The organism is Allobosea sp. GW821-FHT09G06 (genome assembly GCF_059416005.1).
Genome location: NZ_JBWKOI010000001.1, coordinates 1,637,996 through 1,664,375, shown reverse-complemented (window position 1 = coordinate 1,664,375; position 26,380 = coordinate 1,637,996). Strand labels below are relative to the sequence as shown.

Below are 26,380 nucleotides of genomic sequence, written 5' to 3'. Positions count from 1 at the left end.
CATGAGACTCTCGGGTCTGCGCTTCGCTCCGCCCGAGAATGACGAGCCTGTTCAGCCGCCCACCAGCTCAAACCACCCCGCCTCGTCGATCACCTCGACGCCGTGCTTGGCGGCATCCTTGAGCTTCGACCCTGCACCCGGCCCAGCGACGAGCAGGTCGGTCTTCGACGATACCGAGCCAGCCACCTTCGCGCCGAGCCGCTCGGCCATCGCCTTGGCCTCGTCCCGGGTCATCCGCTCCAGCGCGCCGGTGAAGACCACGATCTTGCCGGCCACGGGGCTGGCCGAGGCCACCGCCTCCAAAGGCTGCGGCGAGACCTGCGCCAGCAGACGGTCGAGCAGCTCCTCGTTATGGGGTTCGCCGAAGAATTCGATCAGCGCCTCGACCACCGTCGGGCCGACGCCGTCGATGGCGTCAAGTTCCTGTCGCTCAGGCGATGCCTCATCGGCCGCGGCGATGCCCGCCGCTCGCAGCGCCTCGAACGAGCCGTAATGCCGCGCCAGCAAGCGCGCCGTCGTCTCGCCGATATGGCGGATGCCGAGCCCGAAGATGAAGCGGTTGAGCGGCGGCGTGCGCCGGTCCTCGATCGCATCGAACAGCTTTGCGACGCTCTGGGCGCCGAAGCCCTCCTTGGCCTTGAGCTTCTTCAGGGGATTGGCTGCGTCGCGCGCGGCGAGCGTGAAGATATCGGCGGGTTCCCTGACGGGAAGCTCGGCATCGCCATGGAAGAACTCGATCTGCTTGTCGCCGAGCCCGTCGATATCCAGCGCATCGCGCGAGACGAAATGCTTGAGCCGCTCGACCGCCTGCGCCGGGCAGATCAGGCCGCCGGTGCAGCGGCGGATCGCGTCTTCCTTGCCGCTACGCGGATTGAGTTCGCGCGTCGCATGGCTGCCGCAGGCCGGGCAGAGCGTCGGGAACTCGTACGGCTTCGAATCCGTCGGGCGCTTGGCGAGATCGACCGCCTCGACGCGCGGGATCACATCGCCCGCCCGCTTCACCGTCACGGTGTCGCCGATACGGATATCGGTGCCATCGCGGATCGGCAGCCCCTTGGAATCGAAGCCGCGAATGTAGTCCTCGTTATGCAGCGTCGCATTGGTCACGACGACGCCGCCGACCGTCACCGGCTTCAGTCGCGCCACCGGCGAAAGCGCACCGGTGCGGCCGACCTGGATATCGATCGCCTCCAGCACGGTGGTCGCCAGCTCGGCCGGGAACTTATGCGCGATCGCCCAGCGCGGCGCCCGCGAGACGAAGCCGAGCCGCGCCTGCAGCGCGAGCTCGTCGACCTTGTAGACCACGCCGTCGATATCGTAGCCGAGCGTGGCGCGCTGGCTCTCGATCAGGCGGTATTGCGCGATCAGCTCCGCCACGCTCTCGCAGCGCTTCATCAGCGGGTTGGTGCGGAAGCCCCAGCGCCGGAAGGCCTCGACGACGCCGAATTGTGTCGGCGCCGGCAGCACCGGCATCTCTCCCCAGGCATAGGCGAAGAAGCGCAGGGGCCGCGCAGCGGTGACGCTGACATCGAGCTGGCGCAGCGAGCCCGCCGCGGCATTGCGCGGATTGGCGAATTCGGGCAGCCCCTTCTCGCGCTGGCGCTCGTTGATTCCGGCGAAATCGGCGTGTCCCAGATAGACCTCGCCGCGCACCTCGGCGATCTCTGGCACATCAGGTCCGGCGAGCGTCCCGGGGATTTCCGAGATGGTGCGGGCGTTGAGGGTAACGTCCTCGCCCTCCTCGCCGTCGCCGCGCGTCGCGGCCGCGACCAGCTCGCCCTTCTCGTAGCGCAGCGAGAGCGAAAGCCCGTCGATCTTGGGCTCGGCGGTGAAGGCGATGCCGTCCTCCTCCTTGCGGCCGAGGAAGCGGTAGACGCGTCCCACGAACTCGGCGACGGCCTCGTCGGAGAAGGCGTTGTCGAGCGAGAGCATCGGCACGCGGTGGCGGATCTTGGCGAACTTGCCCGACGGCTTGGCGCCGACCTTGGCGCTGACATCGCTCTCCTGCTTCAGCGCCGGAAAGGCCTCTTCCAGCGCGACGAGCCGGCGACGCTTCGCGTCATAGGCGGCGTCGTCCATGATCGGCTGATCGTCCTGGAAATAGGCGTCGTTGGCGGCCTGCACCGCGGCCGCGAGCAGCTTGTGCTCGGCTTTCGCCTTGCGCGGCGTCAGCTCCGCGATCGGCGTTTCGGAGGAGGTGGAATCTGCGGCGTCGCTCATGGCAAACCATTAGGCGAGATGATCGTGACGAGGAAGGGCAGCAGCCCTTGCGACAGATGCAAGGCTACGCCGCCCCGAAAGCCTGCGACAAACAAGACATTCACGCGTATAATTTGCAGGCTGGGAATTGGAAGCTCGACGCCGCAGGCCGTTGACGCCAAGGATTTCGTCGACAGCCATATGGCGAACCGGGCCGGAACCGGGAGACACGCCATGGCCAATCTCGACGGCACAGTTCATGACATTGTTTCGCTCTCGCAGCCGCGCATCAGGACCATCACGACACGGGACCTGACCGAAGCGCTCTTGCGCGGCTGGGAGGATTTCAAGGCGCAGCCGAGCCACCTCGTCTTCGTCGCTCTGATCTATCCGGTCGTCGGCATCCTGCTGGCGCAGCTCACCGTGAGCTACAACATCTTCCCCCTGCTCTTCCCGCTGTTGTCGGGCTTCGCGCTGCTCGGCCCCTTCGCCGCGATCGGGCTCTACGAGATCAGCCGGCGCCGCGAGAAGGGCATGGATTCATCCTGGGTCCATGCCTTCGAGGTGCTGCGCTCGCCCTCGATCGGGCAGATCGCGCTGCTCGGCGCCATGCTGACCGGGATATTCCTCGGCTGGCTCTTCAGCGCCTGGTTCCTCTATCGCGGCCTGCTCGGCCTGCCCGCCGATGTCTCGACCGCCGATTTCCTGCGCACCGTCTTCACCACCGCGGATGGCTGGATCATGATGGTGATCGGCAATTCGATCGGGCTTCTGCTGGCGATCCTCGCCTTCTCGATCTCGGTCGTATCCTTCCCGCTGATCATCGACCGGCATGTCGATGCGCCCACAGCGATCCGCACCTCGATCGCTGCCGTCGAAGCCAATCCGCGCGTGATGATGTATTGGGGCCTGATGGTGACCGGCTTGCTGGTGCTCGGCTGCCTGCCGATGCTGGTCGGCCTGATCGTGGTCATGCCGGTGCTCGGCCACGCCACCTGGCATCTCTACCGCAAGGTCGTGGGCTGAGGTCCGCAAGCGCCAAGGGGAACCTTTGGCGCCTAAAATGGGTTCACCCCCTGCCAAATCGAGCCGGAAGGCTCCATTCCGTCAGGGGGTTTTCATGAACAACATCATTTATCTCGTCGGCCTCGTCGTGGTCGTGCTCGCCATCCTCTCCTTCCTCGGCCTGCGCTGAGGAGGGTGGTGGAAAGCGCTCACCCAATGGGCGGCGACGCGAAGCGCACCGATCTTCAAAGAAATAGCGCCGTCATCCCGGGCTTGCCCCGGGATCCATCGGAGGGCGCCGGCGCTCTACGATGGATCCCGGAGCTGCGCTGCTTTGCAGCTTGTCCGGGATGACGGCGCTTTGGTGTAAAGGCTGAAGCTCAGCCGCGAGGGCCGCCGCGGGGCTTGCCCTTGCCGAAAGGCTTGGGACCGCCCGGACGCCCACCCTCGGGCTTGGCGGCGAAAGGCTTGCCCTTCCCCTCATACGGCTTCTTGAAGCCACCACCCGGCTTGCCATCGTCACGGCGCGGCGGGCGCGCGTCGTCGCGCGGAGGCCTGCTGTCGGCGCGATACGGCTTGCGCTCGTCGCTCCGCGGCGCGCGTTGATTCGCGTCCCGGGGCTCGAAACGCGGCCGCTGCGGCCTGTCGTCGGCAGCAGGCTCATCGCCCCAGCTCTTCCGCGGCGCGGCCGGACGCTCGGCCTTGTCCCCGAAAGCCTTGGCCGGGCGGCGCTCGGCCTCGGTCGTCGGCTCGATCACGATCTTGTCGCGATCCGGAATGCGCACCGACTCGTAGAAGCGATCGGCCACGTCGGCATCGATCTCGACCTTGGTCTCGCGGTCGAAGATGCGGATCGCGCCGACCTCGTCGCGCGTGATCCGGCCGCGGCGGCACAGCATCGGCAGGAGCTGGCGCGGATCGGCGCCCTGCTTGCGACCGATATCGAGGCGGAACCAGACAGTGTCGCCGCGCGGGCCGGCAGGCTTGCGCGCGCGCTCGCCATCCTCACCCTCGTCGCGGCCGAACGGGCGGCGCTTGGCGGCATAATCCTCGTTCGTACGGACCGGGCGGCGCTCGTCACGGCCGAAACCGGGGTCGCCGACCTCTTCCGCCGCCGGCAGGCGGGTGCGGTAGAGCCGGACCAGAGCGGCGGCGATGTCGCGCGCCTCGCGGCCCGCCATCAGCGCGTCGATCATGCCGGCATCGTCCTCGGAGCCGTCGCCATTCAGCAACGGATCGGAGAGCAGACGCTCCTGATCGAGGACGCGGATCTCCTCCTCCGTCGGCGGGCCGATCCACTCGGCCTCGACCTTGCCTTCCATCAGCAGGCGCTCGGCCTTGCGGCGGCGCGACTGCGGAACCAGCAGGACGCTCGTGCCCTTGTTGCCGGCGCGGCCGGTGCGGCCCGAGCGATGCTGCATCACCTCGGAATCGTTCGGCAGTTCGGCATGGATGACGAGGTCGAGCCCCGGCAGGTCGATGCCGCGCGCGGCAACGTCGGTCGCGACGCAGACCCGCGCCCGGCCGTCGCGCAGCGCCTGCAGCGCCGCGTTGCGCTCGTTCTGGCCGAGTTCGCCCGAGAGCGCGACCGAGGTGAAGCCGCGCTCCAGCAGGATCGCCTCGAGATGGCGCACCGCGTTGCGGGTGTTGCAGAAGACGAGCGCCACCGGCGCATTGTGGAAGCGCAGCAGGTTGACGACCGCGAGTTCGGCCTCCTTCGGGAAGACGCGCACGGCCTTGTAGGCGATGTCGGCATGGCCGCGCCGGGTCGCTTCCACCTCGATGCGCAGGGCATCGCGCTGGTAGCTCTGGGCGAGCTGGACGATCGCCTTCGGGAAGGTCGCCGAGAACAGCAGGCTGCGCCGCTCCGCCGGTGTCGTCTTCAGGATGTATTCGAGGTCGTCGCGGAAGCCGAGATCGAGCATCTCGTCAGCCTCGTCGAGCACGACGGCCTTCAGCGCGGAGACGTCGAGGCGGCGGCGCTCGATATGGTCGCGCAGGCGGCCGGGCGTGCCGACCACGATATGCGCGCCCTCGTCGAGCAGCATCGCCTCGCGGCGCGGGTCCATGCCGCCGACGCAGGAGATCACCCGCGCGCCGGTCTGGGCATAGAGCCAGGCGAGCTCGCGCTGCACCTGCAAGGCGAGTTCGCGCGTCGGCGCGATGATCAGGGCCAGAGGCTCGGCGGCGGGGCCGAGCTTCTCGGCGGTGCCCAGCAGGGTCTCGCCGATGGCGAGGCCGTAGGCGATGGTCTTGCCCGAGCCGGTCTGCGAGGAGACCAGCAGGTCGCGCCCGCGGGCAGCATCTTCGATAACGGCGCTCTGCACCGGCGTCGGGTCGGAGTAATTGCGATCGGCGAGCGCGCGCGCGAGCGGCGGGCTCGTGAGAGAAAAGGACATACGATAAAGGCCTAAGGGTTGCGGCGCCGACGAAGGAACGGCGCGAAAGCGTGACGATGGGTTCAGGCGGCACTAGAGCATCGGACCGAAAGGCGGAATGCGCTTTTCGGCAAATCCGATGCCAAAACAAAGAATTAGATCGCCCCCCGTCATCCCGAAGGACATATGGCGATCTAACGGGCATGCTGCACCATCGGATGACAGCGGCTCATAAAGCAAAGCGACACAAAAGGAAATGCGGCATTCCCGCGCCCCGCGCAGGGCTGAGCCGGGCCGGACGCGCCTTGCAGGCTGGGTGGCGGCCCCACTAGCTTCCGGCCTCATCGACGATGCGTGATGCCGAAGCGGAGAACACCAATGGTCCAGCAACCCCGCCGCATCGGCGCCTATGAGGTCCAGATCCTGCATGACGGCGTCTTCGAAGCGCCGCTCGATGTCCTCATCCATGCCGATGGCGAAGCAGCCTGCAAGGAGGCGGTCACACGCTGGGGCAAGCCGAAGGTCAGCATCACCGTGAACTGCTTCGCGCTGAAGGGCCCGGGTGGCATCACGCTGATCGATGCCGGCACCGGCCCGTCCTGGGGCGAAGCGATGGGCCATGCGCCGAGCGCCATGGCCGATGCGGGCATCGCGCCCGAGGACGTCGCCCGCATCCTGATCACGCATCTCCACGGCGACCACGCGCTCGGCCTGTTCGACGGCGACAAGGCACGTTTCCCGAACGCCGAGATCATCGTGCCCGAAGCCGATTTCGGCTTCTACGGCGACGAGGCCAATCGCACGCGGACGCCGGAGAAGAAGCAGGGCGCCTTCGCCATCACCGCGACGCTGAAGAAGCTCTATGCCGGCCGCATCCGCGCTGTCCCGGCTGGCGAGGCCCAGCCGGGCATCAGCTTGATCCCCCTGCCCGGCCACACCTGCGGCCATAGCGGTTACCTGATCGAGGGCCACGGCGAGAGCCTGCTGCTCTGGGGTGATGCTCTGCACCTCTCCGATCTCCAGGCCTCGGACCCGGATATCGGCTTCGTCTATGATCTCGACGCCGGCACGGCGCTCGCCTCGCGCCGCGGTATCCTGGGCCGTGCCGCGCATGAGAACTGGCTCGTGTCCGGCGGACATGTCGAAGGGTTCAGGCGGGTGATCAAGAAGGGCGCCGGCTACGAACTGGTCGCGGCCTGACGGCCTCAGCCGCGCAACCCCGCCGCCTGCAACAGGCGCCCGGCCGCCGCGCGGGCTTCCTCGGTGATCGAGGCGCCGGCAAGCATCCGCGCGATCTCCTCGCGCCGCGCCTGATCCTCTAGTGCCGTGACCCGCGTCACGGTGCGCGAGGCCTCGCCCTCCCCCGCCGATTTGGCGATCAGGAAATGCTGCCCAGCCTTGGCCGCGACCTGCGGCGCATGCGTCACCGAGATCACCTGCACCCGGCCGGCTAGCCGCGCCAATCGCTCGCCGATCGCATCGGCCACGGCACCGCCCACACCGGTATCGATCTCGTCGAAGACCAAGGTTGGGGCCGAGCCTCGTTCGGCCAGCACGACCTTCAGCGCCAGCATGAAGCGCGAGAGCTCACCACCCGAGGCGACCTTCATCATCGGCCCCGGCCGCGTGCCCGGGTTGGTCTCAACCCAGAACTCGACCTTGTCGAACCCCTCCGGCCCGCGCGCCGCCGCATCGCTCTCGATGCGGGTGATGAAGCGCGCCCGCTCCAGCTTGAGCGGCGGCAACTCGGCCTTCACGGCGGCATCGAGCCGCGCTGCGGCCGCCTGCCGTGCCTCGGAAAGGGCCCGCGCCAACCCGAGAAACGCTGTTTCCGCCTCGCTCAATTCCGCTTCGAGCCGTGACAGCGACGATTCGCTCTCGTCCAGCGCAGCAAGATCGCTCGCCATCGTCGCCGCGAGCACGGAGAGTCCATCGACCGGCACATCGTATTTGCGACCGGCAGCCCTGAGCGCGAACAGCCGCTCCTCGATACGCTCCTGCTCACGCGGGTCGTATTCGGCGGCACGCGTCGCGGCGGCGAGCGCCTCGCCAGCCTCTTCCAGCGCGACGATCGCGGTGTTGAGTGCGGCGATCGAGGGATCGACCAGTTCCGGTGCCTGGCCAGCCCGGCGCTCCAACCGGCGCAGCACGGCGGCGAGCGTCGGAACGGCAGAGGATTGGCCGCCGACCGCCTCATAGGCTTCGTTCAGATCGCGCGCGACCTTCTCCGCCTGCATCATGCCCTGCCGGGTCGCAGCCAGCGCGTCCTCCTCGCCGGCCTGCGGTGCGAGCTTGCCGAGCTCTTCGACGGCATGGCGCAGGAAATCCGCTTCCTTGCGCGCCGCCTCGACCCGCAGGCGCTGCGACTGCAGAGCCTGCCGCGCCCGCTTCAATGTCTCGCTTGCACCGGCGACCGCCTCGGCCTGCGCTTCCAGCCCGCCGAAACCGTCGAGGATCGTGCGGTGCTGCGCCGGGTCGGTCAGGGCGCGGTCGTCATGCTGGCCGTGGATTTCGACGATCGCGGCGCCGACCATGCGCAGAATCTGCACCGAAACCGGCTGGTCGTTGATGAAAGCGCGGGTGCGTCCGTCGGCATATTGCACGCGGCGCAGGATGAGATCGCCGTCTGTGTCGATCTCCTGCGCCTGCGCCAGCTTGCGGGCGGGATGGGTCAGCGGCAGGTCGAAGACGGCACTGACCTGCCCTTGAGCCTCGCCATGGCGCACGAGCGAGCCGTCGCCGCGCCCGCCGAGCGCCAGCGCGAAGCCGTCGAGCAGGATCGACTTGCCCGCACCGGTCTCGCCAGTGAGCACGCTCAGCCCCTCATGGAAGCCGAGATCGAGCCTGTCGATCAGGACGATGTCGCGAATCGAGAGCTGCGCCAGCATCGGCGCTCACGCCTGTCTTTGGAGACGGAAGGGTTGCCCGTGGCCCGTCATGCGAGGGGCCTCCTCTCTCGTCAGAGGCGGTTCAGCCCAACGATCCCGCCGACCGTGCGCGAGAAGCCCTGGAAGGCACGGCTGATATAGGAGCCGCGATCCTCCCGAGGCTCCAGACCGCCGCTCTGCAGCAGGGCATAGGCGTCCTTGTACCAGGGGCTGTCGGGGAAGTTGTGCCCGAGGACGGCTGCCGCCGTCTGCGCCTCGTTGGTGATGCCCAGCGCCATATAGGCCTCGGACAGGCGCATCAGCGCCTCCTCGACATGGCGCGTGGTCTGGTACTTGATGATGACTTCTCGGAAGCGGTTCACCGCGCCGGTGTAGTTGCGCTTCTCCAGATAGTAGCGCCCGACATTCATCTCCTTGCCGGCCAGCTGGTCACGCGCCACCAGGAGCTTTTCCTTGGCGTCGATGACGTATTCCGACTTCGGGTAATTGGCGATGAGCTGTTCCAGCGCCTGGATCGCCTGGCCCGTCCGCTCCTGGTCGCGGGTCGCGTCCGGGATCTGGTTATAATAGGACATCGCCAGGATGTACTGGGCATAAGCCGCATCCGGGCTCGCCGGGTTCTGCGCGATGAAGCGCTTCGAGGCGGTGATCGCCTCTTCCCATTTCGACGCCTGGAAATTGGTATAGGCCGTCATCAGCAGGCCCTTGCGGGCATAGGGCGAGAACGGCGCGGTCTTGTCGATATCCTCGAACCGCTTCGCGGCGCCTTCGCTGTCGCCGCTCTGCAGGCGGGCGAGGCCCTCGTTGTAGAGCTTGTCGGCCGGCGTCACCGGCGTCAGGTCCGGCTTGTAGACCTCCGGCTTGTCGAAGGGATTGAGCGAGGACAGGGTATCGCAGCCGCCGAGCAGCAAGGCGGCGCCCAGCGCGAGGGCGATGCCCCTGCGCGGCGAAAGACCGCGATGGATTGCCGGAAGGCTTTGCCGCGTCACGCTCACGTCGTCCGTCCTCTTTCGATCGTCCCTCGTGCATCGGACCGAAAAGTGGAAGCCACTTCTCGGAACAATCCGATGCTGAACCAAGGCTGGGTCGCCACTTTGCGTCTGGTCGGACGCGTGGCGATCCAGTCTCCGGGAAGCATGCCTTACCTCAGACGCTTCCCCCGCGCCACTGCCGAAAATCGGTTATGACGGGATTCCGCATCGCTGCGGCATCTGGGACAAAAACCCGGCGATAGGAAGGCGAAGCTGCGTTTCGCCGCGCCTGGAGCCTCCGGCAAAACCCGGAGGGGCCTCTCAGTGCAGGTCCGGCGCGAAGGCGGCCGGCGCAGCGGCAGCCATCTGCACGGCGCGCGGCGCCGCGAAAACCGGCTGGGATTCGACGATCGCGAAATTCGCGCGATCGGCGAACAGCGCCTGGAGAATCTGAACATTCATCCGGTGGCCGCCGCAATAGGAGCGGAACTCGCCGATGATCGGATAGCCGGCAAGCGCGAGGTCGCCGATCGCATCGAGCACCTTGTGGCGCACGAACTCGTCGCCGTAGCGCAGACCCTCGGGGTTGATTACCTTGTCCTCGCCGACGGCGACGGTGTTCTCGAGCGAGGCGCCCTGGGCGAAGCCCGCCTTCCAGAGCTGCTCGACATCACGCATGAAGCCGAAGGTGCGGGCCTTCGAGATCTCGCTGGCATAGGCCTGCGCGTCGAGGTCGAAGACCTTGCGCTGGCGGCCGATCACGACGCTGTCGAAATCGATCTCGACATCGAGGCGGAAGCCATGCTCGGCCGGCGCGAGCTCGGCGAAGGCGCGGCCCTGCTCGATGCGGACCGGCTGGAGAACCTTGAGATAGCGGCGCGGCGCGGTGAGCGTGGTCATGCCGGTCGCCTCGATGGCGGCGACGAACTCGCGGGCGCTGCCGTCCATGATCGGCATTTCCGGCCCGTCGATCTCGACCAGCACGTTGTCGAGGCCCATGCCGGCGCAGGCCGACATCAGGTGCTCGATGGTCGAGACCGAGGCCGGGCCGCGATCGCCGATGACCGTGCAGAGCTCGGTGGCGCTGACCTTGGTGTGCTTGGCGTGGATGAGCTGGGGCGGCATGCCCTCGATGCCCGTGCGCAGGAAGACGACGCCGGAATTGGCACTGGAGGGCTTCAGGCAGATGCTGGCGGGGGCTCCGGAATGGACGCCGATCCCGGTCAGGGTCACGGCTGCGCGCAGGGTCGTCTGCCGATCGAAGCTCATTCCGTCATCCAATCCTGATCATCGGGATCGCCTCTCATCCGCCTTGGCGGGGTGGCAGGATCACGATGTCTATCCAAGGCCGGCACCGGAGCGAACCCGGCGACGCTGTCGTTCTGATGCGCCGCAAGATAAGCTTTTGGAGCCGCCTCTCAAAATCACGCTTTCTTTCGCTGTGTTACAGCGCTGCTCAGGCAGAGCGGGTCATATAAAGCGCTGAAAGATAAACATTTTCTAACGACGAAAAACCCGCCGCGGATGATCCGCGGCGGGCTTGTTACAAAGCCGTGAGAGGCTCGGGCCCGGTCAGTTCGCCTGGCGGCGGAGGAAGGCGGGGATCTCGAGATGGTCTTCCTCGCTGGAGCGAGTCGGCGCGGCGCGGCCATGCGGGTCGAGCTGGCCCTGGGCCGGACGCGAGGCCGGCTGCGGCGCCGGGCGGCGCATGTACTCGGCGTGCGCTGCGCTCGGTGCGGCCGCCTGCGGCATCGGAGCCTGCGGCATCTGGCGGACGGGCGCCGGGGCCGAAGCCATCTCGGCCTCCTCATCCTTACGACCACCGAAGCCGACCGAAGCGAGGCGCTGCATCAGCGACATGCGCTTCTGCTCGACGGCGCTCGGCGGCTGCGGCGCGGGCTGGGCGCCGCGATGCGCGTTGAGCTGGGCCTGGCCGGGAGCCGGCAGATCCTCGACTCGCGGCATGCGGGTCGGGCGAACGACGGCGCGCTCCGGCATCGGCGGGATGAAGCTCTCGTCGAAATGCAGGTGCGGCTCGGCATGGTGGACCGGCTCGGGAGCCGGCGGAGCGGCCATGACGGGGCGCGGCTGCACCGGCTCGATGCGGATGTCCTGCGCGACCTGGGCGATCGGAGCGGGTTCCGGCATCGGCATCGGGGCGACACGGGCGGTCTCGATCACGGGAGCCGGCGGGGCGACCGGGCGGGTGGTGGCGACGGCAGCGTTGCTGCGCAGGCGGGCCTCGGCCTTCAGGCGCTCCGCGACCTGGGCGATGCGGGCCTCGGTGTCGTCGTTCTCGACCAGCGACGAGATCGGCTTGTCGATGCCGGTCGCGACGACGGAGACGCGCACGGTGCCTTCGAGCGATTCGTCGAAGGTGGCGCCGACGATGATGTTGGCCTCGGAATCGACCTCCTCGCGGATGCGGGTGGCGGCTTCGTCGACCTCATAGAGCTTCATGTCGCGCCCGCCGGTGATCGAGATCAGCAGGCCGCGTGCCCCCTTCATCGAGACGTCGTCGAGCAGCGGGTTGTTGATCGCGGCCTGGGCCGCGGTCAGCGCGCGCTTCTCGCCCTGCGCCTCGCCGGTGCCCATCATCGCCTTGCCCATGCCGCGCATCACGGCGCGAACGTCGGCGAAGTCGAGGTTGATCAGGCCGGGGCGGACCATCAGGTCGGTGATGCAGGCGACGCCCGAATAGAGCACCTGGTCGGCCATGCCGAAGGCGTCGGCGAAGCCGGTGGTCTCGTTGGCGACGCGGAACAGGTTCTGGTTCGGGATGACGATCAGGGTATCGACCGCCTCGTTCAGCTCGCCGATGCCGGCTTCAGCCATGCGCATGCGGCGCTGGCCTTCGAACTGGAACGGCTTGGTGACGACGCCGACGGTCAGGATGCCCATGTCGCGGGCGACGCGGGCGATCGCGGGAGCAGCGCCGGTGCCGGTGCCGCCGCCCATGCCGGCGGTGATGAAGACCATGTGAGCGCCCGCCAGATGGTCACGGATCTCGTCGATGACCTCTTCGGCGGCCGCGCGGCCGACTTCCGGCTGCGAGCCGGCACCGAGGCCCTCGGTGACCTGCAGGCCCATCTGAACGATGCGGGAAGCGCGCGACAGGGCGAGAGCCTGCGCATCGGTGTTGGCGACGACGAAATCGACACCGTCGAGGCCGGCCTCGATCATGTTGTTGACCGCATTGCCACCGGCGCCACCGACGCCGAACACCGTGATCCGGGGCTTCAGTTCCCGGATGTCCGGGGCTTGCAGATTCATCGCCATGGTTGCCTCTTTTGATCCCTTGTCCGGCGCCTGGCGGGAGCCGTCCCGATTGCTACGTTTGACGCCGTGGCCCGCCCTAAGGACGAGCCGTACTCACTAGAAACTGTCTTTCAGCCACCGCCCGACACGCGAGAAATACCCGTCCGTCCCGGTCATCAGAGGCCGCCCGCCGGCCGCGCGCGGCTCGAAATGCTCGACATGGGCGACCTGCGGATAGACCAGCAGGCCGACCGCCGCCGCGAAGGCCGGGCCCTTGCCGGCTTCCGGCAAGCCCTTGATCCCGAGCGGCCGGCCGGTCCGGACCTGGCCGCCGAGGATGCGCCGCGCCACTTCCGGCAGACCGGTGAGCTGGCAGGCGCCGCCGGTGAGGACGACGCGCCGCCCGGCCTGGGCCGAGAAGCCGGCATTGTTCAATCGGTCGCGCACCAGTTCGAGGATCTCCTCGACGCGCGGCTTGATGATCCGCACCAGATGCGACTTGGCCAGATGGTTCGGCATGTCGCGCTCGTCGTCGTCGACCTGCGGCACCGCGATCATGTCGCGCTCGTCGGAGGCGCTGGAGATGCAGGAGCCATGCAGCGTCTTCAGCCGCTCGGCCGCCGAGACGCGGGTCGAGAGGCCGCGCGCCACGTCCATGGTGATGTGGTTGCCGCCGACCGCGATCGCGTCGGCATGGACGAGATGCCCGCCCGAAAACACGCCGAGCGAGGTCGAGCCGCCGCCGAGATCGACGAGGACGACGCCCATCTCCGATTCGTCGTCGACGAGGACCGAGAGGCCGGACGCATAGGGGGTCGCGACCACCGCCTCGACTTCGAGATGGCAGCGCTCGACCGCGAGCATGACGTTGCGCGCCGCCGCCGCCTCGCTGGCGACGACATGCATATCGACCGAGAGCTTGCCGCCGATCAGCCCGCGCGGATCGAGCACACCCGGCACGCCGTCCAGCGCATAGCCGGTCGGCAGGGCATGGAGCACCGCCTTGCCGGGGCGCAGAGCATGGGTCGCGGCGGTCGCGAGCACGCGCTTCACGTCGCCGTCGCCGACGGAGCCGGAGCGCAGATCGACGCTGGCCGCATAATGCTGCGAGCCGATGCGCCCGCCGGTCAGGTTGACGATGACCGACTGCACCTCGACCTTGGCCATGCGCTCGGCCGCGTCGACCGCGGCGCGGATGGCGCGCTCGGCGCTTTCGAGATCGACGATCGCGCCGCCCTTCAGGCCGAGCGAGCGCTGGTGGCCGATGCCGATGATGCGGGCGACATGGGTGCGCCCGCGCAGCCGCTCATTGGTCTCGGCCGGGCTGAGCTCGGCGATCAGGCAGACGACCTTGCTGGTGCCGATGTCGAGAATCGACAAGGTCGCGCTCTTGCGCGACGACAGCGGACGCATGCGGGGGGTCAGACCCTGGGAGGTGACGTGGTTCACGCCTCGCCTCCCTTCTTCTTGGCCTTGCTCTTGAGCTGGTCGGCACGCGCCGCGGCCGCCTCTTCCGAGAGCCGCATCGTCACCCGGTCGGGCTGGCGCAGGTCGATGGCGAGCACATCCTTCTCGAGGATGCGGTAATCGCTCTCCAGCGACACGAGGCGCTGCACCGCGGCTTCCGGCTTGGTCTCGGGCAAGCGCACATCCATGCCGTTGTCGAGTTTCAGGTTCCAGCGGCGCCCGGAAACGAGCGTCGCGGCGCGAATATGCTGGGCGAAGGCGCCCGCCTGATTGCGGATCGCCAGATATTCGGCAGCCCGGTTATTGGCGTCCTTGCCGACGACCAGCGGCAGATAGGCGAAGCGACCATCGTCCATCTTGTCGATCACCGTGCCGTCAGCCGCGATCACGAAGAGCTCGCCCTTCACCTGCCAGAGGGCGTAGGGCTCGCGCTCGGTCAGCGCGATCGAGACCTCGCCCGGATAGAGCTTGCGGACGGCGGCCTCGCGAATCAGCGGCGTCGCCTCCAGCTGCTTGCGGGCCTCGTCGGCGTCGAAGAACACCAGCGAGGTCTTCGAATCGATGCCGGCCGCGACCAGGACCTCCTGCTCGGACAATCCCGAGAGGCCGGAGATGGTGACACGGTCGATGCCGAAGCCGAGCGCCCGCGCGAACATGTGGCGCGGCTCGCCGTAATTGTCCTGCATGGCCTGCCAGTGGCCGCCGAGCACGAACCCGCTGCCGAGGCTGAGCGTGAGGAAGCCGAGCGCCAGCCAGGTGCCGAGGCTCTGCGGCAGGCGCTGCGCCAGCGGCACCGCGACCGCGCTGCGGCGCGAGCGGCGCATCCAGCGACCCTGGCGCTGCTCACCCACCAGCAGCTGGGGGGCGGCAGGCGCCACCGGCAGCCGGGAGAGCGGCCGGGCAGGCGCATATCGGGGCATGGCAACGGTCTTCGTCGACATCGCTTTCACCGATCGAGGGAGGCGTCCTCCACCATCCATTTGACGAGCTCACCGAAATCCAGGCCCGCATGGGCAGCCAACTCGGGCACCAGGCTGGTTTCGGTCATCCCGGGCTGCGTATTGACCTCCAGCCAGACGAGCGTGTCACTCTCGTCGTGGTAGCGGAAGTCAGATCGGCTGACGCCCCGGCATCCGATTGCTTGATGCGCCGTTAACGCACACTCTTCGATCTGCTGGTAAATTTTCGGTAAAATTTGAGCCGGACAGATGTGGATCGAGCCGCCTTTCGCGTACTTCGCGTCGTAGTCGTAAAACTCACCGGTTGCGGCTTGTATTTCGGTCACACCGAGGCTGCGGTCGCCCATCACCGCGCAGGTCAGTTCGCGCCCGGCGATGAAGGTTTCGGCCAGCAGCATCTCGCCGCAAGGCCAGTCCGGCCGGGCGATTTCCTGCGGCGGGTGTTCCCTGCCCTTCTTCACGATGACGACGCCGACGGAGGAGCCCTCGTCGATCGGCTTGAGCACGTAAGGCGGCGGCAGGACATGCTTCTTGGCGGCCGCGAATCGCGAGACGTTGACGCCATGGGCAACGGGAACGCCGGCCGCCTTCACCACGGTCTTCGCCCGGTCCTTGCGGATGGCTAACGCGGAAGCCAGCACGCCGGAATGGCTATAGGGAATGCGCAGGATTTCCAGCACGCCCTGGATCGTGCCGTCCTCGCCGAAGCGGCCATGCAGGGCGTTGAAGGCGACGTCGGGTTTCAGCTTCGCCAGCACCTCGGCGATGTCGCGCTGCACGTCGACGCGGGTGACGCGGTAGCCGACGCTCTCCAGTGCCCGCGCACAGGCCGCGCCGCTGTTGAGGCTGACCTCCCGCTCGACGGACCATCCGCCCATCAGCACTGCAACATGTCTGGTCATCGACGCTTCGCTCCTGCGATGCGTCCAACCTCGTTAAACTTGGTTAACAGCGCGTTAACCATGACGAGCCCAGCGTTAACGCGAAGCCTTGGGGCGCAGCCCTAATACCGCGCGAAACCCGCTGCGGCCGGGCCTAGCCGATCTTCGCGAGCAGCCGCCTGAGTTCGGCGCGCTCCTCCGCCGAAAGCGCGCTGACCAGCCGCTCCTCGGTCGCGACATGGCTGACGACGATTCGGTCCACCAGCGCGAAACCGGCCTCCGTCAGCACGATCCGCAACGCGCGCCGGTCGGCCGGATCGGGCTGCCGCTCGATCAGCCCGCGCTTCTGCAAGCGGTCGAGCCGGTTCGTCATCGCCGAGGTCGAGATCATCATGTCCGCGGCGAGTTCGGAGGGCGAGAGCGCCCGCCCCCTGCCCTGGCGCCGAAGCGTCAGCAGCACGTCATGGCCGGCGAGATCGAGATCATCCCCCGCGAGATTGGCGGAAACCCCCTCACGCACCCGGTCCGCCGCGCGCCAGAGATCGCCGCAGACCGCCATGACGCTGGTGTCGAGGTCGGGCCGCTCCCGCCGCCACTGCGCCAGGATCGAATCCATCGGGCCGCCCTGCGCGTCCCGGCGCTCTTGACTCATTTTCATGCCCCATCTAATTACACGACATCAAATAATTTGATATCGAAATATATGACTTCGAACCACAATACCACCCGCCCCTCGTGGGGCAAGCCATACGGACATCCTGACATGGAACCGAGGATCGCCAGTTTCCCGATCGACCCGGTCTTTCTCGACCGCTGGTCCCCCCGCGCCTTCCAGCCCGAAGAGATCGACCAGCATGCCCTGCTGACGATGCTCGAGGCCGCGCGCTGGGCGCCTTCCGCCTATAACGAGCAGCCCTGGCGCTTCCTCTACGCCCTGCGCGGCGATGCGCACTGGCCGGAATTCCTGGCCTCGCTCGACGACTTCAACCGCGAATGGGCGCAGAACGCCGCGGCCCTCGTCTTCGTGCTGTCGGATGCCGGCGCCGGAGCGGCCGATGCGCAGGCGCAATCCCCGGCGCTGCGCAGCTTCGACACCGGCGCAGCCTGGTCCCAGCTCGCCCTTCAGGCCACCCGGCTCGGCTATCACGCCCACGCCATGGCGGGGCTCGAATACGATGTCGCGCGCCGCAACCTTGCCGTGCCCGGCCGCTTCCGCATCGAGATCGCCGTTGCGATCGGTCGCCGCGGAACGCCGGACCTCCTGCCGCCGGCTCTGCGGGACCGCGAGCAGCCGAGCCTGCGCCGGCCCCTGACGGAAACCGCCTTCGCCGGCCGCTTCCCCGCCTGACAATCCCGTGACCATCATCCCGCCCGGGAGCCCGCCATGTCGCTCAACCTCAACAGAACATTGCTCACCACGATCCTCGTGCCCTGCATCTGGGGCACGACCTACATCATCTTCACCCAGACGCTGCCGGTCGATCATCCGCTGCTCGTCGGTGCGTTGCGGGCCCTGCCGGCCGGATTGCTATTGATGGCGCTCGGCCCCGGCCTGCCGCCGCGTGACAAGCTCCTGCCACTGGCGGCGCTCGGCCTCGCCAATATCGGCATCTTCTTCGCCCTGCTCTTCGTCAGCGCCGCGCGGCTTCCCGGCGGGCTTGCCGCCACCGTCGGCTCGACCCAGCCCCTGATCGTCGGGCTGCTCGCCTGGCCCCTGCTCAACCGGCGTCCGGGCCGCGGCCAGATCGTGGCAGCGCTCGCCGGGCTCGTCGGCGTCGCTCTGCTGGTGCTCGATCCGCATGCGAAGCCCGATGCGATCGGCATCATCGCCGGCCTCCTGAGCGCCGCCTCGATGGCGACGGGAACCGTGCTGATCGAACGCTGGGGCAAGATGGGTTCGCCGCTCGCGATCGCGGCCTGGCAGCTCACGCTCGGCGGCCTGATCCTGCTGCCGGTCGCGCTGATCGCAGAAGGCTTGCCGCCGGCCCCCACCGCCCTGAACGGGTTCGGATTCGCCTATCTCGTGCTGATCGGCACCGCCCTGACCTATTGGCTCTGGATCAGGGGCATCACGACGCTCGGCGCCGGCGTCGCCTTCCTCGGGCTGCTCAGCCCGACCATGGCGACCATTCTGGGCGCCCTGCTGCTGGGCGAATGGCTGAGCCCGGTGCAATTCCTGGGCATCGCGATCGTGCTCGGCTCGACGATCGTCGGAATGATCCTGTCGCGCCGCCGCGCCTCAGCAGCTCCGGCTATGCCGCAACCCCGAGCCGCTTGATCTCCCACTGCAGCTCGAAGCCGGAGTTCTCCTTGACCCGGCGGCGAACCTCCTCGCCAAGCCCCTCGACATCGGCGGCCGTCGCGCCGCCGGTGTTGATCAGGAAGTTGCAGTGCATCTCCGAGACCTGCGCCCCGCCGACGCGCAGGCCACGGCAGCCGGCGGCATCGATCAACTTCCAGGCCTTGCCGCCCTCGGGGTTCTTGAAGGTCGAGCCGCCGGTGCGCTCCTTGATCGGCTGGGCCGCCTCGCGCGCCGCCGTGACTCGGTCCATCTCGGCCTGGATTTCCGCCTGATCGCCCGGCCGCCCCTGGAACAGGGCGGAGGTGAAGATGATGTCGCGGGTCGAGGCCGCGCTGTTGCGATAGGTGAAGCCCATATCGGCATGGGAGAGCGTCACGATCTCGCCCTTGCGGGTGACGCCACGCACCGAGACCAGCACATCGGTCGTCTCGCCGCCATGGGCGCCGGCATTCATGCGCAGCGCCCCGCCGATCGAGCCGGGGATGCCGCGATAGAAAGCAAGCCCGTCGAGCGAGGCATCCGCCGCGGCGCGGGCGACCTTGACGTCCGGCACGGCCGTGCCGGCACGCAGGCGGTCGCCGCTCTCCAGTGCGATCTCGCCGAAGGCCTTGCCGCCGAGCCGGATCACGACGCCGGGAATGCCGCCATCGCGCACGATCAGGTTGGAGCCGAGCCCGATCACCGTGACCGGAACGTCCTCCGGCAGCTTCGACAGCAGATAGGCGAGATCCTCGTCATCGGCCGGCGTGAACAGGATCTGCGCCGGGCCGCCAACGCGGAACCAGGTCAGGCCCGCAAGCTCCTGATTGGCGAGAAGCCGGCCCCGCAGGTCGGGAGCCGAGGCGCGGATGTCGGAGGAGAGGTCTGCGAAGGACATGGCGTCGCTTTAGAACATGATGGTCGCGGAGGGAAACGCTCGTCATGCTCGGGCTTGACCCGAGCATCTCTTGCCGAAGGAGGCCTCCTTGCCTCCTCTGGCCGCGATTCTCGGGTCTAAGCTTCGCTTCGCCTGAGAATGACGGCGGGGTGGACTGCGCGAAATTACCCCTTCAACGCCGCCAGTTCGCCCGGCAGCGCATAGGCCCATTGGGTGATGTTGCCGGCGCCCAGGAACACGACATAGTCGCCCGGCCCCGCCAGTTCCGCCACCATCCCGGCGAGCTTGTCGGAACTCTCCAGCGGCAGGGCATGGCGATGGCCGCGCGCCTTGATGCCGGCGACCAGCGAATCGCGATCAGCGCCGGCGATCGGCGCCTCGCCGGCCGCATAGGTATCGGCCACGATCACCGTGTCGGCATCGTTGAAGCAGGCGGCGAAATCGTCGAACAGGCTCGACAGGCGGGTGTAGCGATGCGGCTGCACGATCGCGATCACCTTGTTCTTGGTCGAGGCGCGCGCGGCCTTGAGCACGGCGGCGATCTCGACCGGATGATGACCGTAATCGTCGAAGATCAGCGCGCCGTTCCACTCGCCGGTCTTGGTGAAGCGGCGCTTCACGCCGCCGAAGCCAGCCAGCGCCTGACGGATGCGCTCGACCGGGATGCCCAGATCATAGGCGACGGCGATCGCAGCCGTGGCGTTGAGCGCATTGTGATGGCCCGGCATCGGCATGATGAGATCACGGATCACCTCGTCGCGGCCGGTCTTGCGGTCGCGGATCAGCAGCGTGAACTTGGCCTGCCCGCCGGAGAGATCGATGTCGATCAGGCGGAAATCGGCCTGCGGGTTCTCGCCATAGGTGACGACGCGGCGGTCGGTGATCTGGCCGACCAGCCCCTGCACCGTCGGATGGTCGATGCACATCACCGCGAAACCGTAGAAGGGCAGGTTCTCGACGAAGGAGCGGAAGGCCGCCTTGATCGCATCGAACGTGCCGAAATGGTCGAGATGCTCGGGGTCGATATTGGTGACGATCGCGACGTCGGCCGGCAGCTTCAGGAAGGTGCCGTCGGACTCGTCGGCCTCGACCACCATCCAGTCGCTCTCGCCCATGCGGGCATTGGTGCCATAGGCGTTGATGATGCCGCCATTGATCACGGTCGGGTCGAGCCCGCCCTTCTCCAAGAGCGTCGCGACCAGCGAGGTCGTGGTCGTCTTGCCATGGGTGCCGGCGATGGCGACGCAGCTTTTCAAGCGCATCAGCTCGGCCAGCATCTCGGCGCGGCGCACCACCGGCAGGCGCTTCTCGCGGGCAGCCAGCAGCTCCGGGTTGTCGCGCTTGATCGCGGTCGAGACCACGACGACCTCGGCCTCGCCGAGATTCTCCGCCTTGTGACCGACGAAGGTGGTGATGCCCTTGTCGGCGAGGCGCTTGACGTTGGCGCCGTCGGAGGCGTCCGAGCCCTGCACCTTATAGCCGAGATTGTGCAGGACCTCGGCGATGCCGGACATGCCGATGCCGCCGATGCCGACGAAATGGATGGAGCCGAGCTTCGGCGGCAGCTTCATGGTCCTGGAATCCTGTCAGTTCTGAGAATGGGCCGTGGCGATCACGAGATCGGCGAGGCGGTCGGCGGCGTCGGGGATGCCGGCGCTCTTCGCGTTTGCGGCCATCGTCGTCAAGTGTGCGGGCTGCGCGATCAACTTCGACAATTCGGCAGCAAGATGACGCGGCGTGAAGTCCGGCTGGAGAATGCGGGTCGCTCCGCCCACGCCTTCGAGGAAGGCGGCATTGGCCGCCTGGTCCTGATCGAGCGAGCCCGGCAGCGGCACGAGCAAAGCCGGCCGACCGATCACGGTGAGTTCCGCCACGGTCGAGGCGCCCGAGCGGGCGATCACGAGCTGCGCCGCCGCCATCTGCGCCGGCAGATCCTTGAAGAAGGGCGCGATCGTCGCCTGGACGCCGAGCGTCTCGTAGATGCCGCGCACGCGCCCGTCATCCTCGGCCCGCGCCTGCTGGACGATGGTCAGGCGCGCCCGCTCGGCATCGGTGAGGAGCTCAATCGCCGGCGGCACGATATCGGCCATGATGCGCGCGCCCTGGCTGCCGCCGAAGACGAGCAGCCTGATCTTGCCCTCTCCCGGCCAGTCGTATTCGCGGCCCGCGGCCTCGATCACGGCGGGACGCACGGGGTTGCCGACATGGCGGCACTTGGCCTGCTGCGCTTCCGTGAGTCCCCCAACCTTGGCGAAGCCGGTCGCGATCACGTCTGCACGCCCCGCGAGGAAGCGGTTGGCCCGGCCGATCACGGCGTTCTGCTCGTGGATCAGGGTGCGGACGCCGGCAAGCGACGCGCCGAGCACCGGCGGCACCGTCGGATAGCCGCCAAAGCCGACGACCACGGCCGGCTTCACCTGCCCGATGATCCGCCGCGCCGCGAACGTGCCCCTGGCGATGGCGAACAGCGCCTTGGCCTTTTGCAGCGGCGAACGACCGGACGGCGTCGCCGCCGGCACCGCATGCACCGCCTCGGCCGGGAAGTTCCCGGCGAATTCGGCGGCGCGCGTATCGGTCATCAGCACGACGCGCATGCCCTTGGCATGCAGCGCGTGGCTCAGCGCCTCCGCTGGGAAGAGATGGCCGCCGGTTCCCCCGGCCGCCAGCATGATCAGCTTGCCCGTGGCCATCAGGTCAGCGCCCGAAATCGACGGCGCGCGGGCGACGGCGGGTCAATGCCAGCAGGAAGCCGGTGCCGACCGCGAGCGAGAGCAGCGAGGAGCCGCCATAGGAGATGAAGGGCAGCGTCATGCCCTTGGCCGGCATCATGTGCAGGTTGACCATCATGTTGATCGCCGCCTGGATGCCGAAGAGCAGGGCAAGGCCGGTGACCGCGAGGCGGATGAACGGGTCCTCCGCCTTCTGGGCCACGAACAGCGCCCGGATCACGATGGCCGCGAAGAGCGCGACCAGCAGCATGCAGACCACGATGCCGAATTCCTCGGCGGTCACCGCGAAGATGAAGTCGGTATGGGCGTCGGGCAGGATGCGCTTCACGGTGCCCTCGCCCGGACCTTTGCCGAGCCAGCCGCCCTGCGCGAAGCTCTCCAGAGCCGTGTCGACCTGGAAGGAATCGCCCGAGCCCTTGTCCATGAAGCGCTCGATGCGGGCGCGAACGTGCGGCACCAGTTCATAGGCGACGAGGATGCCGACGGCGCCCACGCCGCCAAGCCCGATCACCCAGAACCAGTGCAGGCCGGCGACGAAGAACAGCCCGCACCAAACGAGGCTGACCAGCATGGTCTGGCCGAAATCGGGCTGGAGGACGAGCGGCACGATGGTGATCGGCAGCAGCAGCAGCGCCAGGATCGTGCCCGGCAGGTCCGGCCGGCGCGTGCCCTCGGCGAAGGCCCAGGCGGCCATGATGACGAAAGCGGGCTTGAGGAATTCGGACGGCTGGACCGAGCCCAACGGCCCGAGCGTCAGCCAGCGCTTGGCGCCCTTCACCTCGACGCCGAAATAAAGCGTCGCCACCACCATGGCGAGCGAGCCGAGATAGATCAGCAACGCGGCGCGCCGCACCTGGCGCGGCGTCATCAGCGACACCCCGAGGAAGATCACCATCGCGCCGACGAGATAGGCCGCCTGCCGGTTGACGAAATGGAAGGTCGAGAGCCCCAGACGCTCGGCCACCGGCGGCCCGCCCGCCATCAGCAGCACGACGCCCGAGACCATCAGGGCGACGAGCGCGGTCAGGATGAGGCGGTCGATCGACCACCACCAGCGGCCGCTGAGAGAAGGTTCCGCGCGCGAGACCATGACGGGTATCCCATCGACAAATTCGGCGCGGCCGAAACCGCGCTTGCGTGACGAATCACTCTGTCAATGAATGGTTAACCGATTGATTCCGATGCCCCGGATCGGCGGCATCCGAGCCTCGCGATCCACAGCCGCGCATGGCGCTTCGTGGCCTCTACGGCGCAGCTTCGGCCACCTCGATCAGCCTCTCGCCTCAAATCGGACTCGTGCCGCCGCTCAGATGCAGGGGCCGCTCCTGACACGCATTGTCGGCTCATGCCGGGAATTTCACGCCGCACCCGTCTCGACAGCGAAAGGACTGACCATGGCCATCGCCAAAAATACGATCTGCCTGTGGTACGACAAGGACGCCGAGGCTGCCGCCCGCTTCTATGCCGAGACTTTCCCGGACAGCGCCGTGAACGAGGTCTTCCGCGCCCCGACCGATTTCCCCTCCGGCAAGGCCGGCGACGTGCTGACCGTCACCTTCACCGTGCTCGGCATCCCCTGCCTCGGCCTGAATGGCGGGCCGACCTTCAAGCACAGCGAAGCCTTCTCCTTCCAGATCGCCACCGAGGACCAGGAAGAGACGGACCGCTACTGGAACGCCATCGTCGGCAATGGCGGGCAGGAAAGCGAATGCGGCTGGTGCAAGGACAAATGGGGCCTGTCCTGGCAGATCACGCCGCGCGTGCTGACCGAGGCCTTGGCCGTCGGCGGCGAGGAGGCGAAGCGCGCCTTCGCGGCGATGATGACGATGCAGAAGATCGACGTCGCGAAGATCGAAGCCGCCCGGCGCGGCTGAGGACGCGACTGTTCCAGCGAAGCCCTCGGCTGCGTTCGCGAGAAGGACGACAGGCCGCGCCGCAATTCCGTCACCCCGTCCGTGATCGATCCCGCAGCGACGCGATTCAAGCGCCGCTTGATTCGCGATCGGGAGGACAACTTGCGGAAGATTTGGCGTGGTGTTGCCCTCGGCGTGCTCGCGCTCGCCGCGCTCCTCTATGTCGGTAACACGAACCATCTCGCACCGGCGCGCGGCGGCGGCCCCGTCCTGCTGGCGCATCGCGGCATCGCCCAGAAATTCGACACGGCCGGCCTGACCCGGGACGGCTGCACCGCAACGCGCATGCTGCCGCCGACCCATGGCTATCTCGAAAACACGATCGCTTCGATGCAGGCGAGCTTCGAGGCCGGTGCCGACATCGTCGAGCTGGACGTCCACCCGACGACGGACGGGCAGTTCGCAGTCTTCCACGACTGGACGGTCGATTGCCGCACCGATGGCCGCGGGGTCACGCGCGAGCACAGCATGGCCGATCTCCGGAAGCTCGACCTCGGCTACGGCTACACCGCCGATGGCGGCAAGAGCTTTCCCTTCCGTGGCAAGGGCGTCGGCCTCATGCCGACGCTCGACGAGGTCCTGCAGCGCTTTCCGGACAAGACCTTCCTGATCAACGTGAAGAGCAACGACCCGACCGAAGGCACGAAGCTCGCCGCGATGCTCAACGCCCTGCCGCCGCAGCGGCGCGCCACGCTTCTGGTCTATGGCGGCGACAATCCGATCGCGACGCTGCGAGCGCAGGCTCCCGGCATCACGGCGATGTCGCGCGCTTCCCTGAAAACCTGTCTGCTGCGCTATCTCGGCACGGGCTGGACGGACACGGCGCCCGATGCCTGCCGCTCGATGGTGGTGTTCGTGCCGATCAACATCGCGCCCTGGCTCTGGGGCTGGCCGAACCGCTTCCTTGCGCGGATGGAGGCCGTGGGCAGCCCCGTCTTCGTGCTCGGGGACTATCGCGGCGGCGAGCATTCCACCGGCATCGACAGCAAGGCCGATATCGAGCGCCTGCCGGCGGGCTATGCCGGCGGCGTGTTCACCAACGAGATCGAGGCGGTCGCCGCCGTGCTCAAGCCCCGCAAGCCGGCGGCGCACTGACTAAGGCTGGCGGTTAGCGCTTGCCGCCGAAAGGCTCGAAGCCCGGCAAGTCCGCGACAAGCTTGCGGAACGTGTCGCCGCGCACCTCGAAATTCGGGAACTGGTCGTAGGAGGCGCAGGCCGGCGAGAGCAGCACCGCGATCTCACCCTCGCCCGTCGCCGCCAGCGCGTCGCGCGTGGCCTCATTCACAGCCTTGTCGAGCGTTACGCTGCGCTCATAGGCGACGCGCCCGTCATCGTCGAAGGTCGCGGCAAAGAGGTCGCTCGCCGCACCGATCAGATAGGCCTTGGCGATGTTGGGGAAGTAGCGACGGAGCGACTCGATGCCGCCATCCTTGGCCTTGCCGCCGAGGATCCAGAAGATGCCGTGGAAGGAGGTCAGCGCCTTTTCCGTGGAATCCGCGTTCGTCGCCTTGGAATCGTTGATGAAGACGACGCGGCCGATCCGGCCGAGCTCCTCCATGCGATGCGCGAGGCCCGGATAGGTCTTGAAACCCGCCGCGATCTCCTCAGCGCTCAAGCCCAGCGCCGAGCAGGCCGCAAAGGCCGCCGCCGCGTTCTGTGCGTTGTGCGAACCACGCAGCGAGCCGATTCCGGCGAGATTGGCGACGACTCGCGGCTTGCCGTCCTTCACTTCGACGATACGCGTATCGAGCCGGCCCTGATTGGCGGTGACGCCGGCGAAGACGCCCTCGTCCAGCGGCTGCTCGCCGCTGATCTTCACAAGCGGGCGGCCTCCGGCGGCCCGGCGGCGCGCCATCTGCTTGGAGGCGTCGTCATCGACGCCGACCACCGCGATATCGGCCGCCGAGACCAGCCGTTCCTTGATGGCGGCATAATTCTCCAGCGAGCCGTGCCGGTCGAGATGATCCGGCGTCAGGTTCATCTGGATGCCGACGCTAGGCGCGAGCGAAGGCGCGAGATCGATCTGGAAGCTCGAGCACTCGATGACATGGATGCGGTTCGCAGCCGGCGGCTCCAGCGCCAGCACGGCGGTGCCGATATTGCCGCCCATCTGTACGTCGCGGCCGGCTTGCTTCAGCACATGGGTGATCAGCGCGGTGGTGGTCGACTTGCCGTTGGTGCCGGTGATGCAGACGACCGGCGAACCCGGTGCGACCTTGGCCCGCTCAAGGAAGAACAACTCGACATCGCCGATGATCGCGACGCCGGCAGCCTTGGCCTTGCCGACGGTCCAATGCGGCTCGGGATGGGTCAGCGGCACGCCGGGCGAGAGCACGAAGGTCGCAAAGCCCGACCAGTCGGCATTCGCCAGATCGACGATGGCGATGCCCTCAGTGGCCGCCTTCTCCCGGCTCTTTTCGTTATCGTCCCAGGCCGCGACCTCGGCCCCGCCCGCCTTGAGTGCGCGCGCCGTGGCGAGCCCAGAGCCACCGAGGCCGAACAGGGCGACCTTGCGCCCGGCGAAGACTGTGACGGGCGTCATCGGGATCTCGC

Annotated in this window: 22 protein-coding genes; 7 read left to right on the top strand and 15 right to left on the bottom strand. The window is 67.8% G+C overall.

Going from position 1 to position 26,380, the window contains the following annotated elements; translation table 11 throughout:
* Positions 1-51: 51 nt before the first annotated feature.
* Positions 52-2,220 carry an NAD-dependent DNA ligase LigA gene (gene ligA / locus AC07NY_RS08155; protein ID WP_494583115.1) on the bottom strand — a complete coding sequence of 723 codons (2,169 nt, stop codon included), beginning with the start codon at positions 2,218-2,220 and terminating at the stop codon, positions 52-54.
* A 213-nt stretch (positions 2,221-2,433) separates the two neighbouring features.
* Here ligA and AC07NY_RS08150 point away from each other — a divergent pair, with 213 nt between their 5' ends.
* Together AC07NY_RS08150 and AC07NY_RS08145 are read left to right on the top strand one after the other, a co-directional pair.
* Positions 2,434-3,225 carry a DUF2189 domain-containing protein gene (locus AC07NY_RS08150; RefSeq protein ID WP_494583113.1) on the top strand — a complete coding sequence of 264 codons (792 nt, stop codon included), beginning with the start codon at positions 2,434-2,436 and terminating at the stop codon, positions 3,223-3,225.
* A 37-nt stretch (positions 3,226-3,262) separates the two neighbouring features.
* Positions 3,263-3,394, top strand: a complete 132-nt coding sequence (locus AC07NY_RS08145; RefSeq protein ID WP_494583112.1) for a hypothetical protein — start codon at positions 3,263-3,265, stop codon at positions 3,392-3,394.
* A gap of 190 nt (positions 3,395-3,584) precedes the next feature.
* Here AC07NY_RS08145 and AC07NY_RS08140 read toward each other — a convergent pair whose 3' ends face one another.
* Positions 3,585-5,603 carry a DEAD/DEAH box helicase gene (locus tag AC07NY_RS08140; protein ID WP_494583110.1) on the bottom strand — a complete coding sequence of 673 codons (2,019 nt, stop codon included), beginning with the start codon at positions 5,601-5,603 and terminating at the stop codon, positions 3,585-3,587.
* Positions 5,604-5,960: 357 nt separating this feature from the next.
* On the opposite strand from AC07NY_RS08140, the gene aidB reads away from it, so the two are divergent.
* On the top strand, positions 5,961-6,782 hold the full coding sequence (aidB, locus tag AC07NY_RS08135) for an AidB family quorum-quenching N-acyl homoserine lactonase (RefSeq protein ID WP_494583108.1): 822 nt from the start codon (positions 5,961-5,963) through the stop codon (positions 6,780-6,782).
* 5 nt (positions 6,783-6,787) lie between these two features.
* On the opposite strand, the gene recN is transcribed toward aidB, so the two are convergent.
* The 8 genes from recN to AC07NY_RS08095 all read right to left on the bottom strand — a co-directional run bounded on the left by recN (position 6,788) and on the right by AC07NY_RS08095 (position 16,664).
* Positions 6,788-8,470, bottom strand: coding sequence for a DNA repair protein RecN (gene recN / locus AC07NY_RS08130; RefSeq protein ID WP_494583106.1), 1,683 nt, complete (start codon positions 8,468-8,470; stop codon positions 6,788-6,790).
* A 71-nt stretch (positions 8,471-8,541) separates the two neighbouring features.
* Entirely contained in the window at positions 8,542-9,435 is an 894-nt protein-coding gene (locus AC07NY_RS08125) for an outer membrane protein assembly factor BamD (protein ID WP_494583705.1), read from the bottom strand.
* Between the two features lie 327 nt (positions 9,436-9,762).
* Positions 9,763-10,710: a UDP-3-O-acyl-N-acetylglucosamine deacetylase gene (lpxC, locus tag AC07NY_RS08120; protein WP_492287146.1), complete on the bottom strand. Its 948-nt coding sequence runs from the start codon at positions 10,708-10,710 to the stop codon at positions 9,763-9,765.
* Between the two features lie 303 nt (positions 10,711-11,013).
* Positions 11,014-12,720, bottom strand: a complete 1,707-nt coding sequence (gene ftsZ, locus AC07NY_RS08115; RefSeq protein WP_494583105.1) for a cell division protein FtsZ — start codon at positions 12,718-12,720, stop codon at positions 11,014-11,016.
* Positions 12,721-12,816: 96 nt separating this feature from the next.
* The gene (gene ftsA / locus AC07NY_RS08110) at positions 12,817-14,112 is read right to left on the bottom strand and encodes a cell division protein FtsA (RefSeq protein ID WP_257734567.1); all 1,296 of its coding nucleotides are present in this window, start codon (positions 14,110-14,112) and stop codon (positions 12,817-12,819) included.
* Positions 14,113-14,144: 32 nt separating this feature from the next.
* The gene (locus tag AC07NY_RS08105) at positions 14,145-15,107 is read right to left on the bottom strand and encodes a cell division protein FtsQ/DivIB (protein WP_494583103.1); all 963 of its coding nucleotides are present in this window, start codon (positions 15,105-15,107) and stop codon (positions 14,145-14,147) included.
* A 5-nt stretch (positions 15,108-15,112) separates the two neighbouring features.
* Positions 15,113-16,027, bottom strand: coding sequence for a D-alanine--D-alanine ligase (locus AC07NY_RS08100; RefSeq protein ID WP_265060244.1), 915 nt, complete (start codon positions 16,025-16,027; stop codon positions 15,113-15,115).
* Between the two features lie 133 nt (positions 16,028-16,160).
* Positions 16,161-16,664, bottom strand: a complete 504-nt coding sequence (locus tag AC07NY_RS08095; protein WP_494583101.1) for a MarR family winged helix-turn-helix transcriptional regulator — start codon at positions 16,662-16,664, stop codon at positions 16,161-16,163.
* A gap of 105 nt (positions 16,665-16,769) precedes the next feature.
* On the opposite strand from AC07NY_RS08095, the gene AC07NY_RS08090 reads away from it, so the two are divergent.
* Together AC07NY_RS08090 and AC07NY_RS08085 are read left to right on the top strand one after the other, a co-directional pair.
* On the top strand, positions 16,770-17,354 hold the full coding sequence (locus AC07NY_RS08090; RefSeq protein ID WP_494583099.1) for a nitroreductase family protein: 585 nt from the start codon (positions 16,770-16,772) through the stop codon (positions 17,352-17,354).
* A gap of 36 nt (positions 17,355-17,390) precedes the next feature.
* Positions 17,391-18,284, top strand: coding sequence for an EamA family transporter (locus tag AC07NY_RS08085; RefSeq protein ID WP_494583097.1), 894 nt, complete (start codon positions 17,391-17,393; stop codon positions 18,282-18,284).
* Here the strand turns inward: AC07NY_RS08085 and murB are convergent.
* The 4 genes from murB to AC07NY_RS08065 all read right to left on the bottom strand — a co-directional run bounded on the left by murB (position 18,259) and on the right by AC07NY_RS08065 (position 23,004).
* Positions 18,259-19,185 (bottom strand): UDP-N-acetylmuramate dehydrogenase, encoded by a 927-nt coding sequence (murB, locus tag AC07NY_RS08080; RefSeq protein ID WP_494583095.1) that lies wholly within the window; start codon positions 19,183-19,185, stop codon positions 18,259-18,261. The genes AC07NY_RS08085 and murB overlap by 26 nt on opposite strands.
* A 164-nt stretch (positions 19,186-19,349) precedes the next feature.
* On the bottom strand, positions 19,350-20,756 hold the full coding sequence (gene murC, locus AC07NY_RS08075) for a UDP-N-acetylmuramate--L-alanine ligase (protein ID WP_494583093.1): 1,407 nt from the start codon (positions 20,754-20,756) through the stop codon (positions 19,350-19,352).
* A gap of 15 nt (positions 20,757-20,771) precedes the next feature.
* Positions 20,772-21,875 carry an undecaprenyldiphospho-muramoylpentapeptide beta-N-acetylglucosaminyltransferase gene (gene murG, locus AC07NY_RS08070; protein ID WP_494583091.1) on the bottom strand — a complete coding sequence of 368 codons (1,104 nt, stop codon included), beginning with the start codon at positions 21,873-21,875 and terminating at the stop codon, positions 20,772-20,774.
* A gap of 4 nt (positions 21,876-21,879) precedes the next feature.
* Positions 21,880-23,004: an FtsW/RodA/SpoVE family cell cycle protein gene (locus AC07NY_RS08065; protein WP_494583089.1), complete on the bottom strand. Its 1,125-nt coding sequence runs from the start codon at positions 23,002-23,004 to the stop codon at positions 21,880-21,882.
* Between the two features lie 304 nt (positions 23,005-23,308).
* Here AC07NY_RS08065 and AC07NY_RS08060 point away from each other — a divergent pair, with 304 nt between their 5' ends.
* Both AC07NY_RS08060 and AC07NY_RS08055 read left to right on the top strand, forming a co-directional pair.
* Positions 23,309-23,788 carry a VOC family protein gene (locus AC07NY_RS08060; protein WP_494583087.1) on the top strand — a complete coding sequence of 160 codons (480 nt, stop codon included), beginning with the start codon at positions 23,309-23,311 and terminating at the stop codon, positions 23,786-23,788.
* A gap of 141 nt (positions 23,789-23,929) precedes the next feature.
* On the top strand, positions 23,930-24,922 hold the full coding sequence (locus AC07NY_RS08055; RefSeq protein ID WP_494583085.1) for a glycerophosphodiester phosphodiesterase family protein: 993 nt from the start codon (positions 23,930-23,932) through the stop codon (positions 24,920-24,922).
* Positions 24,923-24,935: 13 nt separating this feature from the next.
* Here AC07NY_RS08055 and murD read toward each other — a convergent pair whose 3' ends face one another.
* The gene (gene murD / locus AC07NY_RS08050; RefSeq protein ID WP_494583083.1) at positions 24,936-26,369 is read right to left on the bottom strand and encodes a UDP-N-acetylmuramoyl-L-alanine--D-glutamate ligase; all 1,434 of its coding nucleotides are present in this window, start codon (positions 26,367-26,369) and stop codon (positions 24,936-24,938) included.
* Positions 26,370-26,380 lie beyond the last annotated feature (11 nt).

What these genes read in the sequence shown, in the direction of transcription:
- murG (WP_494583091.1), bottom strand. Translation starts at nt 21,875, where the DNA reads ATGGCCACGGGCAAGCTGATCATGCTGGCGGCCGGGGGAACCGGCGGC.
- murD (WP_494583083.1), bottom strand. Translation starts at nt 26,369, where the DNA reads ATGACGCCCGTCACAGTCTTCGCCGGGCGCAAGGTCGCCCTGTTCGGC.
- AC07NY_RS08145 (WP_494583112.1), top strand. Translation starts at nt 3,263, where the DNA reads ATGGGTTCACCCCCTGCCAAATCGAGCCGGAAGGCTCCATTCCGTCAG.
- ftsA (WP_257734567.1), bottom strand. Translation starts at nt 14,112, where the DNA reads ATGCGTCCGCTGTCGTCGCGCAAGAGCGCGACCTTGTCGATTCTCGAC.
- AC07NY_RS08085 (WP_494583097.1), top strand. Translation starts at nt 17,391, where the DNA reads ATGTCGCTCAACCTCAACAGAACATTGCTCACCACGATCCTCGTGCCC.
- AC07NY_RS08140 (WP_494583110.1), bottom strand. Translation starts at nt 5,603, where the DNA reads ATGTCCTTTTCTCTCACGAGCCCGCCGCTCGCGCGCGCGCTCGCCGAT.
- AC07NY_RS08065 (WP_494583089.1), bottom strand. Translation starts at nt 23,004, where the DNA reads ATGGTCTCGCGCGCGGAACCTTCTCTCAGCGGCCGCTGGTGGTGGTCG.
- lpxC (WP_492287146.1), bottom strand. Translation starts at nt 10,710, where the DNA reads ATGAGCTTCGATCGGCAGACGACCCTGCGCGCAGCCGTGACCCTGACC.
- AC07NY_RS08060 (WP_494583087.1), top strand. Translation starts at nt 23,309, where the DNA reads ATGGCCATCGCCAAAAATACGATCTGCCTGTGGTACGACAAGGACGCC.
- murB (WP_494583095.1), bottom strand. Translation starts at nt 19,185, where the DNA reads ATGTCCTTCGCAGACCTCTCCTCCGACATCCGCGCCTCGGCTCCCGAC.
- AC07NY_RS08090 (WP_494583099.1), top strand. Translation starts at nt 16,770, where the DNA reads ATGGAACCGAGGATCGCCAGTTTCCCGATCGACCCGGTCTTTCTCGAC.
- AC07NY_RS08100 (WP_265060244.1), bottom strand. Translation starts at nt 16,027, where the DNA reads ATGACCAGACATGTTGCAGTGCTGATGGGCGGATGGTCCGTCGAGCGG.
- aidB (WP_494583108.1), top strand. Translation starts at nt 5,961, where the DNA reads ATGGTCCAGCAACCCCGCCGCATCGGCGCCTATGAGGTCCAGATCCTG.
- ligA (WP_494583115.1), bottom strand. Translation starts at nt 2,220, where the DNA reads ATGAGCGACGCCGCAGATTCCACCTCCTCCGAAACGCCGATCGCGGAG.
- AC07NY_RS08105 (WP_494583103.1), bottom strand. Translation starts at nt 15,107, where the DNA reads ATGTCGACGAAGACCGTTGCCATGCCCCGATATGCGCCTGCCCGGCCG.
- recN (WP_494583106.1), bottom strand. Translation starts at nt 8,470, where the DNA reads ATGCTGGCGCAGCTCTCGATTCGCGACATCGTCCTGATCGACAGGCTC.
- murC (WP_494583093.1), bottom strand. Translation starts at nt 20,756, where the DNA reads ATGAAGCTGCCGCCGAAGCTCGGCTCCATCCATTTCGTCGGCATCGGC.
- ftsZ (WP_494583105.1), bottom strand. Translation starts at nt 12,720, where the DNA reads ATGGCGATGAATCTGCAAGCCCCGGACATCCGGGAACTGAAGCCCCGG.
- AC07NY_RS08150 (WP_494583113.1), top strand. Translation starts at nt 2,434, where the DNA reads ATGGCCAATCTCGACGGCACAGTTCATGACATTGTTTCGCTCTCGCAG.
- AC07NY_RS08095 (WP_494583101.1), bottom strand. Translation starts at nt 16,664, where the DNA reads ATGAAAATGAGTCAAGAGCGCCGGGACGCGCAGGGCGGCCCGATGGAT.